Raw genomic sequence first — 15,548 nt, 5'->3', positions numbered from 1 at the left:
GGTGAGGACGTATGGCATTGACCGATGGTTGGAAGGTGTGGGCAAAAGGAGTCGCCTTCGGTATGGAAGCAGGCGTTGTGCATGTTCCTTCCTCTCTGCTGACACATTATCGTAAACTCGGTTTAAGTGATACGGAAGTCATGCTACTGATGCAGCTAGCCGCATATAAGCAGCTAGAGTACAATGATTTTCCTTCGATGGAGCAGCTGGACCAGCGGATGGGAAAAGCGCCAGGAGAGGTGTCCTCCGTCATCCAGCGGCTGATGAAGGATAATTGGATCTCCATCGATATGGAATGGGACGAACACACTGGCATTCAGTTCGAGAGCTATAATCTGGCGGGGATGTATGAACGCCTGGCGCAGTGCTTGGCCGAAGAACGGGCCGCGCTGCGGCAGCAGACGCATCAGCATGAGCCGGAAGCGGCCAAGCCGGAGGCGAGCGAGCGCAACCTATTCGTCATTTTTGAGAAGGAGTTCGCGAGACCTCTTTCACCGATGGAATGCGAGACGATTTCAAGCTGGGTAGACCAGGATGGTTACCCCGAGGAGCTTATTTTGCTGGCATTGAAGGAAGCCGTCTTTGCCGGTAAAGTGCACTTTCGCTATATCGACCGGATTTTGCTGGAGTGGAATCGAAACCGCGTCCAGACGGTCGAGGATGCCAAGGCATATTCCCAGAAATTCCGCAGCTTGGGGCGATAGTTTTATATCTTTTACATGAAATGGAACCTCTTCTTAGAGAGATTGGGGCTAGTACCGCTAGCAATTCCAAATCTCTCCAAGGAGAGGTTTCCTCTTTTTCGGCAGGGTCGAATATGTTATGTTTGGTATGCAGTACTAGGACATCTTGACCATAGACCAGTTTGTGCATTCATAAGATCGGGAGGAGAATCACATGAAAGGCTGGATTATTTACAAGAGCGCTACCAATGAAGTAAGACCCGAAACGTTCGAACTGAAACGATTGCTGGAAGAGGCAGAAAAACACGAAATGGACGTCCGGGTATTTTCACCGGAGCAGTTCGAATTGATCGTTACCCGGGATGACCGCAAGAGCGTTATGGTCGACGGCGAAGTACTGCAATTGCCGGATTTCGTATTGCCGCGCATGGGGGCTGGCACGAATTATTTCGGTCTGGCATTAATTCGGCATCTGGAGCGGCTGGGCGTAAAGACGTTCAACTCGTCCCAGAGCATTGAGACAGTAAAGGATAAAATGTATACCTTGCAAATTTTGGCGGAGCATAACCTGCCCGTTCCCAAAACGATGCTGATACGTTCGAAGGTCGATGTAGAACTGGTGGACAAGCATCTGGGTTTTCCCGTCGTAGTAAAGACGATTTCGGGTTCCCAGGGCTGTGGTGTGTTCCTAGCCGAGACCCGAAACAAATTCATTGATTTGATCGAAATGATCAGCGCTTATAAAGAGGATGCCACGATGATCCTGCAGGAGTTCGTCGAAACGAGCCGGGGCAAAGACTTGCGGGTCATTACGATCGGCGGACGAGCCGTGGCTGCCATGAAGCGCCATTCCGGAAGCGACAGCTTCAAGGCCAATTTCTCTCGGGGTGGCTTGGTGGAACCCTATGAAATTACGCCGGAAATCGAGTGGCTTGCGCTGGAAACTTCGCGGATTCTCAATTTGGATATCGCGGGGATCGACCTGCTCTTCGATGGCGACCATTATAAAATATGCGAGGCCAATTCTTCGCCAGGCTTCGAAGGCCTCGAATCCTGCTGTAACGTAAATATCGCGGAGGAAGTCTATAATTTTCTTAGGGTACGAATCCACCGCTATGACTGAACCGCAAGAGATAGGCATGAAAGATTTGCTTTAGGAAATAGAGACGCTAGTGATCGTAGGATCGCCAGCGTCTTTGTCATGAAATCAGGGATCAACTCTAGCATCTGAAAGATTGGCAAGGCTAGCAAAAATATTTTTAAATAATATGCAGGGGTGTTACTAGGCTGCTTCGTCTATATATATTGGGAAGGAGGGGAGAGTTATTGAGGAAAAGCAGCTTATTCTAAAAATACAGCGGGGCGATCGCAGCGCATTCCGTGAATTGGTCGGTCAATATGGGCCATATGTGTTCCGGGTCGCGTATTCCGTGCTTCATGATCATAAGGAAGCTGAGGACGCCGCGCAGGAAATATTTTTGCAGGTATACAAATCTCTCCCCGGATACCGATTCGAAGGCTTCAAGACCTGGCTGACACGTATTGCGATTCATAAATCAATCGATTTAAAACGGAAACGGGATCGCCGCAAAGAGGAGCAGTGGGATCCCGCGGAAGTATTACATATCGTACCAGCCCAGGAGGACGACGTGCTGCAGCAGTTGATGGATGAGGAACGTAAGACACAGCTGCGAACCCGCATTTTGGAGCTGCCGCCGGGGCATCGGGATATTATTACGGCATTCTATTTGGAAGGCAAAAGCTACGACGATATCGCAGCGGAGCAGTCCATTGCAGTGAAATCGGTAGAATCGAGATTATACCGGGCAAGGTCCTGGATTCGCGAGCATTGGAAGGAGGAAGAATGGCGATGAATGAACAAGGGCACGGCAAGAGAAAGGATCAGAGTATGGAGGTCTGCTGGGATAAATTTATCCAAGGTGAACTAAATGAGCAGCAGACACGGCAGGTCGAAGCATTGCTGCTGCATGATGCCGGCGCTCTGGAAGCTTATATGGCTGCGTTGGATAGACTCGAGCAGGAACTCCCTGGCCTGCAGCAGGAGGAAGCGTTTATCGAAGCGGTGATGCGCAAGATTCCTGCTCAAGGCGAGGCGCAGAAAGCGAGAGAGCCATCGGATCGGATCATCCGCAAAGGCCGCTTAAACGAGCATCCGTTGTTCAATTACGTCATTGCAGCATCGATCACATTGTTCCTATTATCGCTGGGGGCTTTTGATCACCTGAACTCCGGGACCGAGCATATCATACCTCCTGCTGCGGAATCGTCCGTAAGCAAAAAAATAATGGATAAAACCGCAGGCTGGATCGATCAATTGAAACCTTAAAATAATTAAAATTAATGAAAGGATGGGATTCTATTGCCTCGTTATCGAAATAAAATGCTGGCATTCGTTCTAAATTTCATTCCCGGACTGGGCCATCTATATTGGGGGCGCAAGATAAGGGGAGTTCTTTATCCGCTATTTTTCTTCGGAGGATTGCTGCTAGGCTTCCTGGTTGCTGTTGCAAGTAATGATGGTGAATACATGCTTGCTGCCGCTATTTGCGCATTTATGCTCTGGTGCGTCTGCATGCTGGATCTGATCATCATGCTGCTGCGTGCCCCCGAAGCGGATATGTCCGCCTATCCGTACGAGACGCCGCGCAAGGGCGAGGCTGATTCGGAGCGATTCTATACGATTTTACTGTCGTTCGTACCCGGCTTGGGCCATTTTCAGCTCGGTTTAATGCAGCGGGGTTTGTCCTTTCTGATCAGCTTCTTCGGCTTAATCACGATTATGTTTGTTGTCACCGGATTAACGCATCAAACCGTATTTCTGCTGTTCCTCGGCCTGCTGCCGATTATTTGGTTGTACTGCATGTTCGATGCCGTGCAGTTGGTTCACCGCAAACAGGCCGGGGAACTGCTGGTCGATCGCACGCTGTTTGACGAGTGGGAATCGGGCCGGGTCGAAGGCAAGCGCAGCAAGGTGCTGGCGACGCTGCTGTCTGCTTTTCCCGGGGCAGGCCAAATGTATCTTGGGATGCAAAAACGCGGCTTGCAGCTGATGGTTTTGTTCCTCGGCAGCTTCTATATTATCGATGTACTGCGGTTGTCGTTGTTTCTATTTATCGTTCCAGTCATCTGGTTCTACAGCTTCTTTGACGGTTTGCAGGCGACGAGCCGATATGACCGGGTTTTGAAGCTTGAGGATCGCCCGCTTTTGGATTGGAAAGGGGATAACCAGAATTGGCTCGGCTTGATTTTGCTGCTGCTCGGGATCTATTATGTGACGATGAGCCTCGTGATTCCGTTATTTGACCGTTTTCTTCCGGAATTCCGGATTAACCAGTTCATCACAACTTATTTGCGGCCGCTTATTGTTTCACTTGTGCTCATCGGAGGCGGAGTTAAGCTGCTGTCCAGGACAAGGCACAAAGACAAGCAGTATGAGGAGTATTGATGATGAGAAGAAGCTCTGCAGCTCAGCAGAGCTTCTTTTTCGCATATAGAGACGTTTCTTTGCTAAGATAGAATGGGTTAACAACCCAGAGGCCATGAGTTTCGATTAGTAAAAAGGAGAACGAATATGTTCAAAATTTTCATTGTTGAGGATGATCAGGGGCTGGTCAAGCTCCTGATGGAATATTTGCATAAGTTTGATTACGAAACGTTTGCTGTAACGGATTTCGAGAGCATTAATACGCAGTTTAGGCAGTTTGCCCCCCATCTCGTGCTGCTGGATGTGAATTTGCCGAAGTATGACGGATATTATTGGTGCCGCCAAATCCGTAACTTGTCGACTTGTCCGATCATCTTTCTATCTGCTCGCGACGGCAAAATGGATCAGGTTATGGGGCTTGAAAACGGAGCGGATGATTATATTACAAAACCGTTCGATTATGATATCGTATTGGCCAAAATTAATAGCCATCTTCGCCGAGCCTATGGAACATATGCGGCGCAAGCAGAAGGCCGCCCGGTTCAGGTGCACGGGCTTTGCTTGGACCGGGAACGGCTGTGTTTGTTCCTTCATGAGATGAGGATCGAGCTTAGCCATACGGAAATGAAAATTTTGGATGAGCTGATGACAAAAGCAGAGCAGGTGGTCAGCAGGGACCGCTTGTTGGAGAAAATATGGGATGAGCATATCTTTGTCGATGACAACACGTTAAATGTATACGTAACCCGGGTTCGCAAGAAGCTGTCCGCGCTAGGCATCGAGGAATCGCTCCAGACCGTGCGGGGGCAGGGCTACCGGCTCGTTCCCAGCTGGGTGGACACGCCATGAGGCTGTTTTTACGGGAGCAGCGGCCCATTGTCGTCATTTACTTTATTCAACTTGCGGTCATTACTTTCATTTACTGGCTGGACGGTTACCGTAATGCCGCGGTCAGCGTGTATGCGGTGCTGCTGAGCAGCTGCCTCCTAGCCGGATATTTGGTGTTCCGCTATTTGACGCATCGTTCCTTTTACCGCCGGTTGCAGGATCCTGTCGAATCGATCGGGGACTTCACCGATGTGAAGCCGGTATCGCCGTTGTCCGAGAGCTTGCATCGTCTGCTGAAATCACAATATCGGCATTATATCTCGGAGTTGAGCGGGCAGACCGAGAAGATCGAGGGTCATATCCGTTTCATCAATCAGTGGGTGCACCAGATGAAGACACCGATTTCTGTCATTCATTTGATGGTGCAGCAGGAGAGTGATTCACGCTCGGTGGCGATCGCTGATGAGCTGGACAGGTTGAGAAAAGGGCTGGATATGGTTCTCTATACCGCTCGTCTTGATCAATTCGAGCATGATATTTACGTTGAGGCCCTTGGATTGGAGAAGTTAGTCCGTTCGTTGATTACGGCGCAAAAACGCTTGTTCATTCGCGGGAAGGTATTTCCGGCCATAGAAATGGAACCGCAGCTGTCCGTCGTGTCCGACGAGAAATGGCTGATCTTCGTTATGACCCAACTGATCACGAATGCGGTCCGTTATACGTTAAAGGAGAACGGCAAACTGAATTTCCGTGCTTACGCGAACAACGGGCGAGCCATTCTGGAAATCGAGGATGAAGGTATCGGCATTCCGGAGAGTGATCTGCCGCGCGTATTCGACGCTTATTTCACGGGAGAGAATGGCCGCAGGTTTCAGGAATCAACGGGAATGGGGATGTATTTGGCCAAAGAAATCTGCCGTAAGCTGGGCCATGAGCTTGAAATGGAGTCGGAAGAGGGGCGGGGTACCCTCGTCCGGATAAAATTCTAGTTATGGATTCGGCTCACAGGCGCAAGCTTACAGAGTTGTAAGGGAAGTGTAAGGTTAATATGTGGCTTCGTGAAGGCGGGAAAACTTATACTGTGATCATCCCTGTCAGATAGGAGATATTGAGCTATGTCGGTGCTAGAAGTGCGTGCATTATCAAAAATATACGAAGGCAGAGTTCCCACGCCTGCGCTTAAGGGCGTCTCTTTCCGGATGGAGCGAGGGGAGTTCGTCGGCGTGATGGGGCCATCCGGCAGCGGCAAGACGACGCTCTTGAACGTCATGGCCACGATCGACGAACCAACATCAGGAAGCGTGCTGATCGAGGGACAGGAGGCGCACCGGATGAGCGAGGAAGAAACTGCATTGTTCCGCCGCCGTAAGTTGGGCTTTATTTTTCAGCAGTTCAATTTGCTGGATACCTTGACGATCGAGGAGAACATTGTGCTTCCATTAACGCTGGACAGCACGCCAGTGCGGGAAATGGAGAGCAGGACCGCGGTCATCGCGCAAAGATTAGGGATCAGCGGACTGTTAAAGAAATATGCGTTCGAGGTATCTGGCGGAGAGATGCAGAAGACGGCGATCGCCCGCGCGATGATTCACCACCCTTCCTTGATCCTCGCCGATGAACCGACAGGGAATCTCGATTCGAGATCTTCCCGCGAAGTAATGGAGGCATTTACCGCCCTGAATGAGGAGGAGCAGGCGACGATATTTATAGTTACGCATGATGCCGTAGCTGCGAGCTATTGCCATCGGGTTATATTCATCAAGGACGGGAAGTTTTATAACGAGATTTACCGGGGGAGCAGCCGGCAGGCTTTTTTTCAGAAAATTATCGATATGCTGTCGCTGCTCGGAGGGGATACGCATGACCTTTCGACATTTCGCCTTTAGCCATGTGCTCCGCAACAAGCGGACTTATGCCGCCTATTATTTAAGCAGCTCGTTTTCGGTGATGATTTTTTTTCTGTGCGCGCTATTTCTGTTTCATCCCGGCATTCAAGAGAACATGATTTATGATCAGGCCGTACAGGCTTTGCAATTGGCGGAGGGTACTGTATACTTTTTCTCGTTTTTTTTCGTTATGTATTCAGTAGCTTCTTTTTTACAGTCGCGCAAAAGAGAGTTTGGGATATTACGGCTGCACGGGATGAGCGTAAAGCAGCTCAACCGCATGTTGTTCCTGGAAAATGTGGCGATCGGCGGCGCATCTATAGTAACCGGGCTTGCAGCAGGCCTTGTATCGGCGAAGCTGTTCCTGATGGCCGGGGCCAATATGCTTGGCATTGAACGACTCAGCTTCCACATATCTTGGGCAGCCCTGCTGCTGACGTTGACGTCGTTTGCGGCACTGTTTTTGCTCATCTCCTTGTGCACACCGGCCCTGATTGGCAATAGCAAGCTCATGACACTGTTTCAGTCGAATCAGGGGGCAGTCGAGCCGCCGAGAAATTCGCCGGTACTATCGGGTTTAGGTACAGGTCTCGTGATACTGAGCTATTATTTGGCGGCAACCTCGACCGCAGCGAGCGTTGTCATACGCATGATACCGGTAACCTTGATGACGATGATCGGCACGTACCTGCTGTATGCCCATTTCGGCGCGTATTTTTTGGCATTTGTAAGGAGACGGCCTCATCTATTCTGGCGGAGGACAAATATCGTGACGGTTCCCGCGCTGGCACAGCGGATGAGCAGGAATGCACAAATGCTATTTCTCGTGACGATTATTTCCACGATTACGTTCTGCGCTATCGGGGTATTCGCCTCCATTCACCGATTATCCGACGAATTCCGGCAGGACTACCTTGCGGGGATCGGCTATGTATCCAAAGCGGCCAATTTGCTTGAGCACGATCATTTGCAAGAGATAGAAGGGGAGTTGGCGGCTCGCGGAATATCCTACGAGCGCGTCAGCCTGCCGATCAGATTCGTCGACGTCGTTCAAGCATCCGGATCAACACGGACGGCTATGCATATGGCGCTTGTATCGTACTCGGATTATGCGCGTTTGATCGCCGCGGCGGGAATCCCTCTTGAGGAAGAGCCGTTGTCAGGCCAGGATGCGCTCATCATGCTGGGGTCGCAGCGCGAGAGACCGCTATTGAAGGAGCGGTCTCTCGCCTCGTACACGATAACTGGCACGGGGCTGGAGGTCGTGGAAAGAGGGATTACGAGCCATGTGCCAATCCCTGAATATTTAACGCTGGAGCTGGGCGGCAGTATGGAGGGGAAGTTCAGCGGCCTCGTCGTCAGCGATGCGTGGATGGACCGTCTTCCTGCCTCCGTTCAGGAGGACCGTTATTTCGGATTTTACTTTCATGATCCTGCGCAAGGCGAGGAAATCGGGAGTGCCTTGACCCGCCGGGGGAAGATAGCTTATGAAGAGGATCTGCCATATGCAATGACCGTCAGCGGCACGCTGTTCGCCGTGCAGAAGAGCATCTACAGCACGATGTTGTTTATTGCGCTGCTCGTCGGCACCGTGTTTTTCATTGCTTCGGGAAGCTTCTTATATTTCAGGCTGTATGCGGATTTAGACAATGACCGCCGCCAGTATGCAACCATGGTGAAAATCGGGGTAACCAAGAAAGAAATCGATACGATGGTAACTCGGCAAATCGGACTGCTCTTCTTCGTTCCCATCGTTCTGGCGATGATCCACAGCCTGTTTGCTTTTGTTGCTTTGCAAAGCTACTTGAATTTCTCTATTGCGGTGGAGGCCGGATTTATTTTGATGAGTTTCTTCGTTGTTCAAGTCATGTACTTCTTCTTCATTAGAAGACGGTATTTGCGCAATTTAAGAAAGGCCCTTGCCTGAGTGAATAAAAGATAAGACAATCCGTGGAGGTAGGTTATGGAAAACTGGATTACCGAATTTATGGAGCAGTTCGGCTACATAGGAATATTTTTGCTCATTGCGCTTGAGAATATTTTCCCGCCGATCCCTTCTGAGGTGATTCTGACGTTTGGCGGTTTTATGACGACGTATTCGGACCTGACGATGACCGGTGTTATTATTGCCGCGACCCTGGGCTCGGTCATTGGTGCCGTGATTCTGTACGGTGCCGGCTATATGCTGAATGTCGATCGCTTGGAAGCGATCATCGATAAGTGGGGAAAGTATCTTAGGCTCAAAAAAGAGGATGTCCGCAAAGCGGACGCCTGGTTCGATAAATACGGTTACTGGACGGTTCTGTTCTGTCGGATGATTCCCCTCATTCGAAGCCTGATCTCGATTCCGGCTGGCATGGCCAAGATGAAATTCGGCTTGTTCCTGCTCTATACTACGATTGGGACGCTGATATGGAATGTTATTCTCGTGTCCGTAGGCGCTGCGGTGGGCAGCTCATGGGAGAAGATCGTGGCGTTCATGGACGTGTATTCCAACATTGCTTATGCGTGTATAGGGGCTGGACTCATCGTCTTTTTAATTTGGTTCATGCGCAGACGGAAGAGGGCTTCTTGAAAAGTGGCTGCAAACTATCTATTCTATTAAAGGAGTTTATCGGATAAGAGGGGAAGTAGGAGCATGTTATTTTTGGATATTATTAAAGCCATCATACTGGGATTTGTAGAAGGAGTCACCGAATTTGCGCCTGTCTCCTCGACGGGACATATGATTATCGTAGATGATATGTGGCTGAAAACGGAGCAGCTCTTGTCCTCCAAATATGCCGCCAATACGTTTAAGGTCGTGATCCAGCTTGGATCGATTTTGGCGGTCTTGGTTGTATTCAAGGATCGGATCCTCAATTTGCTTGGCTTGTCGCGTTTCAGCAAGCAGACCGTAACCACAGGCGGGCCGCGGTTGAAGCTGGGGCAGGTTATCGTCGGGTTGATCCCGGCCGGGATCTTGGGCGTGTTGTTCGAAGATTATATTGATGAATATTTGTTCTCGACGTCCACGGTACTGATCGGCCTTGTTCTGGGGGCAATTTTGATGATCGCTGCCGATAAATTTGGCCCGAAGGAGCCGAAGATTCAAACGGTAGATCAAATGACGTATGGACATGCCTTAGTCGTTGGCTTGATCCAGTGTTTGTCGATTTGGCCGGGATTCTCCCGTTCGGGTTCGACGATTTCCGGAGGGGTATTGGCCGGGATGAGTCACCGCGCAGCGGCGGATTTCACGTTCATTATGGCCGTGCCGATTATGTGCGGGGCGAGCGCGATCTCCCTGTACAAGAACTGGGAGTACATGACGCTGGACGCGCTTCCGTTCTTCATTGCTGGTTTCATTAGTGCCTTTATATTCGCTCTGCTGTCGATTCGTTTCTTCCTGAAGCTGATCAACCGCATTAAGCTGATGCCGTTCGCCATATACCGGATCCTGTTGGCCGCTGTCATTTGGATCGTATTTTTCTAATAGGTACGGGAGTGGGGGAATATGATGAATCTCCATGCGCTGCGGATATTTAATGAGGTTGCTAGCTTGGGAAGTGTAACACGGGCTGCCGAGAAGCTGCTGCTTAGTCAGCCTGCCGTCACCGCCCAGCTCCGCAATCTGGAGAACGAAATGGGCATGAAGATGATTACATCGAATGGCCGTGGAGTTCAGTTAACTGAAGCAGGTGAACGGTTAGCTGCGCGTTCTAATCAACTGTTCTCTCTTGAAGCCGAGATTGAAGCGGAAATGCAGGCGCTGCAGCGGGGAATGCGGTGAATGGGATGCGGATGATGAAATCAACTGCTTTACGATTGCTGTGGATGAGCTCATTTTTATTGTTCCACGGACTCATAGCTTAGCTGGGAAAGAAGCGGCTTTAAAGAACATTATGAGAGAACCTTTTATCCTTCGGGAGGAAGGCAGCTATACGAGAAGAAAGCTGTTGTCATTGTGCGCTGCCGCGGATATCCGTGAACCAACGGGGATCTGCATGGAGGGGATGGAGGAATCGATTCAGGCCGTGAAAGCCGGTTACGGGGCGGCCTTGGTACCCTCTCTCGCTGTGCAGGAGGAGCTGGCGAGTGGTGAGTTTAGCAAAGTGAACGTGCAGGGCCTTCATATTGCCCATCCGATCTGGGTATGTACTAAAGCGCCTATTTCATCTCCGGCTGCGGCAAAATTTATTTCGTGGATCAAAGCAGAACTTCTACACATCAATTTAATTGATGAGACGGTTTAAAATATGTATTAGTCCTCATGGAGAATTCCCATTATGCTTTGTAATGAACAATTGCATAAATGGGGGCGGCTTTATGTTTTTTTAAAATTTCCACAGAACGATAAAGATTAGAATTTTAGAATCTTTTTTGAGCACAGCTATTGGAAATATGATATTTCCGTTTATGGCGATTTACTTTTCCGCCCATTTTGGTGTAAGTACGGCTGGGCCGTATTTATTACAGGATATGCAATCACTTCATATGCGAATAACCTATGGCTGCTTGTTGCGGTTATGGTTGTCATATCCGTATCAGAAGTGATGCGAGTACCCGTGGAGCAGAGCTACTTAGCCCAGCTTCCCCCTGAGCATGCCCGGGCATCATATTTAGCTGTCAGCGGGATGAGAAACAATTTGGCCATGTTAGTGAGTGCGGTTACGGTGATCATAAGCACATTTCTTGAAAAGCTTGGAACAACGCTTTGGATTGCCATTTTGGGCGGGATTGGCTTGATTATATTCATTTGTATTGCGTCGACCCTGGATGAGCGCGTGAAAATAGAGAGGGAGGGGGAAACAGAAAGAAGTTTATAGGTTAACGTCAATCGTTACCAAGCAATAGGCTGGCGATTACGAAAATAGCCGCCATTGGGCCCCTCTTCATGCAATGTTGCTAACCAAACAGCGGTATCTGCACCTTCTTCTACTGTGCTAGGCGCATCAGATCCTCCCATATCGGTTTGAACTCTTCCAGGGCAAACGGCGTTAACTTTAATACCCATATCAACCACATCTTGCGCCACCAAACATGTTAAGGCGTTAAGCATAGTTTTGGAGATTCGATATGCGGATGAAGATCCTCTCATTCACTAATATGAATCATAATCACCTCTTTATCATGATTTAATTTAGTTTTACTATAAACCTTCACATCGTGTGAAGGTCAAGTATGTTATGCCATAAGTAATAAAACGAATGAAGATTAATGCACGGCATAAGAAAAAGCTGCCCTTGTTCAGCAGAAATGATCCTGTCTAGGGGACAGAAATCGGTCTGCTGCGCATAAGACAGCTTGGTTCATATACTTTAATATCGATTATTTTAAAGCGAGCCTGCGATATTCCACCTCGAAAATAAACTCGAATGCTTCCAAGTGTCGCTTGGCTTCGAAGGCGTTTTTGCCCCAAACGTAAATACCGTGATTTCGCAGCAGGATACCGGGAATCTCTGGCTTCAGGGCATCAGGAACGAGCTTGGCGATCGAAGGAATGTCGGCGTAGTTCGGGAGCACCGGAATTTCGATGGCGGCATTTTCCTCCCAGATGCCCAGCCCTTTGATGAGCTCGATTCCCTGTACGGGAACATGGCCTTGATCGCCGTACAACTCGCTAAGCACGTTATTGAATACCGTGTGCACGTGGAAGATCGCTCCGCACCCGGTCATGCGGTAGATTTTGGCGTGGATCAGTGTTTCTGCGCTAGGCTTCAGCTTCGTTGTCTCGCAAGGCTCGCCGGCTGCGTCGACGAACAGGAAATCCTCCGGCGTATGGATCGATTTGTCTTTGCCGCTTGACGTTACCGCGAAATGGAACGAGTCGGGAGAGAACTCCCCGACGCGGATGGACAGGTTGCCGCTTGTACCCGGGAACCAGCCGCGCGCCGCAAACTGCTCTTTGACTTTACGCAGCTCGTCCAGGGCGGATTGCTTCTCTTCTAAAGAAATGGCAGTGAAACTCATTTTCTTATTCTATCTCCTTCTCGTTGGATAAGGTCTTGCCGAATGCCATGGAACGTCTCGAACGGCGTATGGTTGACGCCGAGTTCCTGGCATTTCTCCGTCAGACGGGCCCGGGAGTATACGCGGTCCGCCAGTTTGGCGCCTTCGAAATCCGTTAGGCTGTCGCCGATCAGGATGCGCTCGTATTGGCTGGCCGGGAATCGCCGCATGACCGTCGTCTTGCACATGCCGCAGTCGTTGCCGCAATGTTCATCGCAGGGATTCGGCCACGTAATCGTGATTCCTTCGCTGCTGAAATCGGCACTGTTGCAGTAGATATGCTCTATCGGTATATCGAACGGCGCAAGCAGCGGCAGTACGAAGAAATCGATGCCGCCGCTGGTCACGTAAAACGGAATACCGCGCTCTCGCAAATAATTGAGAAAGTCTGCGAAGCCTTCACGAATGCCAGCTTGCCCCAGCACAAAATCAGTAACCTCCCGCTTCATGGAGGAGGGGAGCAGAGCGAACATCCGTCCGACTCCCTCGCGGATGGATATGTCGTGAGATAAAATCTGCTCCATGATCGGTTCGTAGCCCACAGGCTTGAAATGCTTCATAATCGCTACAATATTATCGCTTAATGTGATCGTCCCGTCGAAATCGCAGAAAATGACGGGCTGCTTGCGGCTATTCATTTGCGGCCTCCCCAAATATCGAGCGCGGCCTTCAGTTCAGGCAGGCTCTCTGCCGCCTGTTCGAGCGGCACCCCGTTCAATGAGGCATCGATCGCTTGCAGGAAGGCGCGGCCGCCGCTGCTGGCTCCGCCTGGATGGCCATGAATCCCGCCCCCGGCATTCACGACGACATCCGTACCGAAATCGCTAAGGATTTGTGGAACGAGACCGGGATGGATACCCGCGGAAGGCACCGGAAAGCTGCTGCGAATCGCTAACTCAGATGTTACCAGCTCCTGCTGTATGGCCAGGTTCTCCTCTCGCGGCATTACGACTGATCCGTATGGGGAAGGGAACAGCACCAGGTCGGCTCCGGCGATGCGCATGAGCTTCCCGAGCAGCAGGGACGCGGCAATGCCGTAGTGCGGCGACGGGTAGATCGCACCTGCGAGTGATGGATGCGCTGCAATCGGCACGGTAATGTCCGGATCGCTGCTCAGCTCGTGCAGGACGTCGAAGCCGTAAGGCAGCACGTTGAACAGCAGAGCGGATGCCCCGGCATCGATCGCCCGCAGCGCCTGTTCCTTCAGTGACGACGTGCGTCCAGTCAGGTTGACCGCATAGAGCAGCACCTTGCCGGTAACCTGTTTGGCTTCCTCAGCAGCCTCGCGGCATACGCGCACGCGTTGCTCGATAGGCGTTAGCGGATTCTCGAACAGGATCTCATCATCCTTAATGAGATCGACGCCTCCCAAGGCCTGAGCCATGAATTGCTCGCGGAGTCCGTCCAGATCATAACCGATGACGGATTTGAAGATGCTCATGAGCAGCGGGCGATGAGGTACGCCAAGCAGTTCACGAACGCCTTGAATGCCGAATTTTGGTCCGGGATAGGCGCTGAGAAAGGCGTCAGACATCGTCAGATTGAGCAGCTTGATTTTACCGTCCATGGAAATTTTGCCGAAGACGGTAATGAGCAGAGCCGGTATGTCGGAGGTGAAGTTGATATCCGGATAGGAGATGGATACGTCCGCGTAACGCTCCCCCGGCACACCGCTTTGTGTATCGTAGACCTGGACGCTCTCAACGCGTCCCAAATGCCCCCGCATCTGATCCTGCTTAACCTGCGGCAGCTCGGTCCATGTACCGACGGTCATGCCGACCGCGATGGATTCGGCCTTCTTATGGAAGTCTGTTTTATCGTCGTAAATACGGTACGTGGCCGTACAATAGCTCATAACAATGCCTCCTTTACTGCTTCACCCATTTCTTTGGAGCGCTCGGCGGCGCGGTGCACGGCGGCCATGACGGTCTCGCTGAAGCCGCCTGCTGCCAGCGTCTCAAGCGCTGCCTGCGTGGAGCCATTTGGGGAAGTGATGTCCTTGCGGAGCTTGGCGGGCGCCTCGCCCGTCTCCTTCATCATCGATGCGGCTCCAAGCACGGTTTGTACGGTAAGTTCACGCGCCTGCTCCGGGCTGAGCCCGCCTTCGATGCCTGCTTCGATCATCGCTTCCATCATGTAATAGATGTATGCCGGGCCGCTACCGGATACACCAGTCAAAATCTCCATCTGTTCCTCGGGAATGACCTGAACGGTGCCTACGGCTTCGAACATCTTCAGTACCTGCGCGGTTTGTGCTTCGTTCACCTCGGCAGACAGGGAAATGCCGGTGGCGCCAAGCCCGATCGAGCTTGAAGTGTTGGGCATCGTACGGGCGATCGGCGCTTTATAGCCAAGCAAGGCTTGAATCGTAGAGATGGAGAGGCCGGCGATGACCGATACAATGAGCTGCTCTTTGTTAAGCTTCGGTCCGAGAGCTTTGAGCGCTTCTCCGGCATCTTTGGGTTTCATGGCCAGGACGATGACCGATGCGGAGAGGAGGCTGGCCTCTTTCTCCGCATCGCTGCGTCCCGTTTTGATGCTGTATGCAGCCTCCAGATATGCCAGCCGCTCCTGGTTGCTGCGGTTCAGCATCGTAATGGATTCCGGCGGGGCTACCTGGCGATGGATCAGTCCGCGTACGATGGCCTCCGCCATGGAGCCGGCGCCGTAGAAGCATATCGAAGGGGAGTTATTCGTGTTGTTTGTCGTCATCGT

The 15,548-nt window shown here is 51.0% G+C and carries 19 protein-coding genes; 14 read left to right on the top strand and 5 right to left on the bottom strand.

Annotated elements, in window-relative coordinates:
* The first annotated feature begins 11 nt into the window (after positions 1-11).
* The 14 genes from ACYUJT_RS11660 (at position 12) to ACYUJT_RS11595 (ending at position 11,650) form a co-directional block, all read left to right on the top strand.
* Positions 12-704, top strand: coding sequence for a DnaD domain protein (locus ACYUJT_RS11660; protein WP_460322035.1), 693 nt, complete (start codon positions 12-14; stop codon positions 702-704).
* A 193-nt stretch (positions 705-897) separates the two neighbouring features.
* On the top strand, positions 898-1,806 hold the full coding sequence (locus tag ACYUJT_RS11655) for an ATP-grasp domain-containing protein (protein WP_460322033.1): 909 nt from the start codon (positions 898-900) through the stop codon (positions 1,804-1,806).
* Positions 1,807-2,068: 262 nt separating this feature from the next.
* A complete protein-coding gene (locus ACYUJT_RS11650; RefSeq protein WP_460322030.1) occupies positions 2,069-2,557 on the top strand; it encodes an RNA polymerase sigma factor in 489 nt (162 codons plus the stop codon).
* Complete coding sequence (locus ACYUJT_RS11645; RefSeq protein WP_460322028.1) at positions 2,554-3,030, top strand: anti-sigma factor; 477 nt, start codon at positions 2,554-2,556, stop codon at positions 3,028-3,030. The genes ACYUJT_RS11650 and ACYUJT_RS11645 overlap by 4 nt, the downstream gene beginning before the upstream one ends.
* A gap of 33 nt (positions 3,031-3,063) precedes the next feature.
* Complete coding sequence (locus tag ACYUJT_RS11640) at positions 3,064-4,149, top strand: hypothetical protein (RefSeq protein ID WP_460322025.1); 1,086 nt, start codon at positions 3,064-3,066, stop codon at positions 4,147-4,149.
* Positions 4,150-4,275: 126 nt separating this feature from the next.
* Complete coding sequence (locus ACYUJT_RS11635) at positions 4,276-4,977, top strand: response regulator transcription factor (protein WP_460322023.1); 702 nt, start codon at positions 4,276-4,278, stop codon at positions 4,975-4,977.
* Positions 4,974-5,945 (top strand): HAMP domain-containing histidine kinase, encoded by a 972-nt coding sequence (locus tag ACYUJT_RS11630; protein WP_460322021.1) that lies wholly within the window; start codon positions 4,974-4,976, stop codon positions 5,943-5,945. Before ACYUJT_RS11635 ends, ACYUJT_RS11630 begins: the two co-directional genes overlap by 4 nt.
* 126 nt (positions 5,946-6,071) lie before the next feature.
* Positions 6,072-6,842, top strand: coding sequence for an ABC transporter ATP-binding protein (locus ACYUJT_RS11625; RefSeq protein WP_460322019.1), 771 nt, complete (start codon positions 6,072-6,074; stop codon positions 6,840-6,842).
* Positions 6,817-8,769: an FtsX-like permease family protein gene (locus tag ACYUJT_RS11620; protein WP_460322017.1), complete on the top strand. Its 1,953-nt coding sequence runs from the start codon at positions 6,817-6,819 to the stop codon at positions 8,767-8,769. Before ACYUJT_RS11625 ends, ACYUJT_RS11620 begins: the two co-directional genes overlap by 26 nt.
* 36 nt (positions 8,770-8,805) lie before the next feature.
* Positions 8,806-9,417 carry a DedA family protein gene (locus ACYUJT_RS11615; RefSeq protein WP_460322014.1) on the top strand — a complete coding sequence of 204 codons (612 nt, stop codon included), beginning with the start codon at positions 8,806-8,808 and terminating at the stop codon, positions 9,415-9,417.
* Between the two features lie 63 nt (positions 9,418-9,480).
* Positions 9,481-10,317, top strand: coding sequence for an undecaprenyl-diphosphate phosphatase (locus ACYUJT_RS11610; protein WP_460322012.1), 837 nt, complete (start codon positions 9,481-9,483; stop codon positions 10,315-10,317).
* Between the two features lie 21 nt (positions 10,318-10,338).
* Positions 10,339-10,614, top strand: a complete 276-nt coding sequence (locus tag ACYUJT_RS11605) for a LysR family transcriptional regulator (RefSeq protein WP_460322009.1) — start codon at positions 10,339-10,341, stop codon at positions 10,612-10,614.
* Complete coding sequence (locus ACYUJT_RS11600; RefSeq protein ID WP_460322007.1) at positions 10,562-11,077, top strand: LysR substrate-binding domain-containing protein; 516 nt, start codon at positions 10,562-10,564, stop codon at positions 11,075-11,077. The genes ACYUJT_RS11605 and ACYUJT_RS11600 overlap by 53 nt, the downstream gene beginning before the upstream one ends.
* Positions 11,078-11,374: 297 nt before the next feature.
* Positions 11,375-11,650 carry a hypothetical protein gene (locus tag ACYUJT_RS11595; RefSeq protein ID WP_460322005.1) on the top strand — a complete coding sequence of 92 codons (276 nt, stop codon included), beginning with the start codon at positions 11,375-11,377 and terminating at the stop codon, positions 11,648-11,650.
* Positions 11,651-11,664: 14 nt separating this feature from the next.
* On the opposite strand, the gene ACYUJT_RS11590 is transcribed toward ACYUJT_RS11595, so the two are convergent.
* The 5 genes from ACYUJT_RS11590 to proC form a co-directional block, all read right to left on the bottom strand.
* Positions 11,665-11,922 (bottom strand): SDR family oxidoreductase, encoded by a 258-nt coding sequence (locus ACYUJT_RS11590; protein WP_460322003.1) that lies wholly within the window; start codon positions 11,920-11,922, stop codon positions 11,665-11,667.
* Between the two features lie 230 nt (positions 11,923-12,152).
* Complete coding sequence (locus ACYUJT_RS11585) at positions 12,153-12,794, bottom strand: methylthioribulose 1-phosphate dehydratase (RefSeq protein WP_460322001.1); 642 nt, start codon at positions 12,792-12,794, stop codon at positions 12,153-12,155.
* A complete protein-coding gene (locus tag ACYUJT_RS11580) occupies positions 12,791-13,471 on the bottom strand; it encodes a 2-hydroxy-3-keto-5-methylthiopentenyl-1-phosphate phosphatase (protein ID WP_460321999.1) in 681 nt (226 codons plus the stop codon). Before ACYUJT_RS11580 ends, ACYUJT_RS11585 begins: the two co-directional genes overlap by 4 nt.
* Entirely contained in the window at positions 13,468-14,688 is a 1,221-nt protein-coding gene (locus ACYUJT_RS11575; RefSeq protein WP_460321997.1) for a 2,3-diketo-5-methylthiopentyl-1-phosphate enolase, read from the bottom strand. Before ACYUJT_RS11575 ends, ACYUJT_RS11580 begins: the two co-directional genes overlap by 4 nt.
* Positions 14,685-15,545: a pyrroline-5-carboxylate reductase gene (gene proC / locus ACYUJT_RS11570; protein WP_460321995.1), complete on the bottom strand. Its 861-nt coding sequence runs from the start codon at positions 15,543-15,545 to the stop codon at positions 14,685-14,687. Before proC ends, ACYUJT_RS11575 begins: the two co-directional genes overlap by 4 nt.
* Between the last annotated feature and the right edge of the window lie 3 nt (positions 15,546-15,548).

It is taken from the genome of Paenibacillus sp. YSY-4.3 (genome assembly GCF_054767475.1).
The sequence above is the reverse complement of the archived record's forward strand: the minus strand, read 5'-3'. Positions and strand labels throughout refer to the sequence as shown.

What these genes read in the sequence shown, in the direction of transcription:
- ACYUJT_RS11660 (WP_460322035.1), top strand. Translation starts at nt 12, where the DNA reads ATGGCATTGACCGATGGTTGGAAGGTGTGGGCAAAAGGAGTCGCCTTC.
- ACYUJT_RS11655 (WP_460322033.1), top strand. Translation starts at nt 898, where the DNA reads ATGAAAGGCTGGATTATTTACAAGAGCGCTACCAATGAAGTAAGACCC.
- ACYUJT_RS11645 (WP_460322028.1), top strand. Translation starts at nt 2,554, where the DNA reads ATGAATGAACAAGGGCACGGCAAGAGAAAGGATCAGAGTATGGAGGTC.
- ACYUJT_RS11635 (WP_460322023.1), top strand. Translation starts at nt 4,276, where the DNA reads ATGTTCAAAATTTTCATTGTTGAGGATGATCAGGGGCTGGTCAAGCTC.
- ACYUJT_RS11630 (WP_460322021.1), top strand. Translation starts at nt 4,974, where the DNA reads ATGAGGCTGTTTTTACGGGAGCAGCGGCCCATTGTCGTCATTTACTTT.
- ACYUJT_RS11625 (WP_460322019.1), top strand. Translation starts at nt 6,072, where the DNA reads ATGTCGGTGCTAGAAGTGCGTGCATTATCAAAAATATACGAAGGCAGA.
- ACYUJT_RS11620 (WP_460322017.1), top strand. Translation starts at nt 6,817, where the DNA reads ATGACCTTTCGACATTTCGCCTTTAGCCATGTGCTCCGCAACAAGCGG.
- ACYUJT_RS11615 (WP_460322014.1), top strand. Translation starts at nt 8,806, where the DNA reads ATGGAAAACTGGATTACCGAATTTATGGAGCAGTTCGGCTACATAGGA.
- ACYUJT_RS11610 (WP_460322012.1), top strand. Translation starts at nt 9,481, where the DNA reads ATGTTATTTTTGGATATTATTAAAGCCATCATACTGGGATTTGTAGAA.
- ACYUJT_RS11605 (WP_460322009.1), top strand. Translation starts at nt 10,339, where the DNA reads ATGATGAATCTCCATGCGCTGCGGATATTTAATGAGGTTGCTAGCTTG.
- ACYUJT_RS11590 (WP_460322003.1), bottom strand. Translation starts at nt 11,922, where the DNA reads ATGAGAGGATCTTCATCCGCATATCGAATCTCCAAAACTATGCTTAAC.
- ACYUJT_RS11585 (WP_460322001.1), bottom strand. Translation starts at nt 12,794, where the DNA reads ATGAGTTTCACTGCCATTTCTTTAGAAGAGAAGCAATCCGCCCTGGAC.
- ACYUJT_RS11580 (WP_460321999.1), bottom strand. Translation starts at nt 13,471, where the DNA reads ATGAATAGCCGCAAGCAGCCCGTCATTTTCTGCGATTTCGACGGGACG.
- ACYUJT_RS11575 (WP_460321997.1), bottom strand. Translation starts at nt 14,688, where the DNA reads ATGAGCTATTGTACGGCCACGTACCGTATTTACGACGATAAAACAGAC.
- proC (WP_460321995.1), bottom strand. Translation starts at nt 15,545, where the DNA reads ATGACGACAAACAACACGAATAACTCCCCTTCGATATGCTTCTACGGC.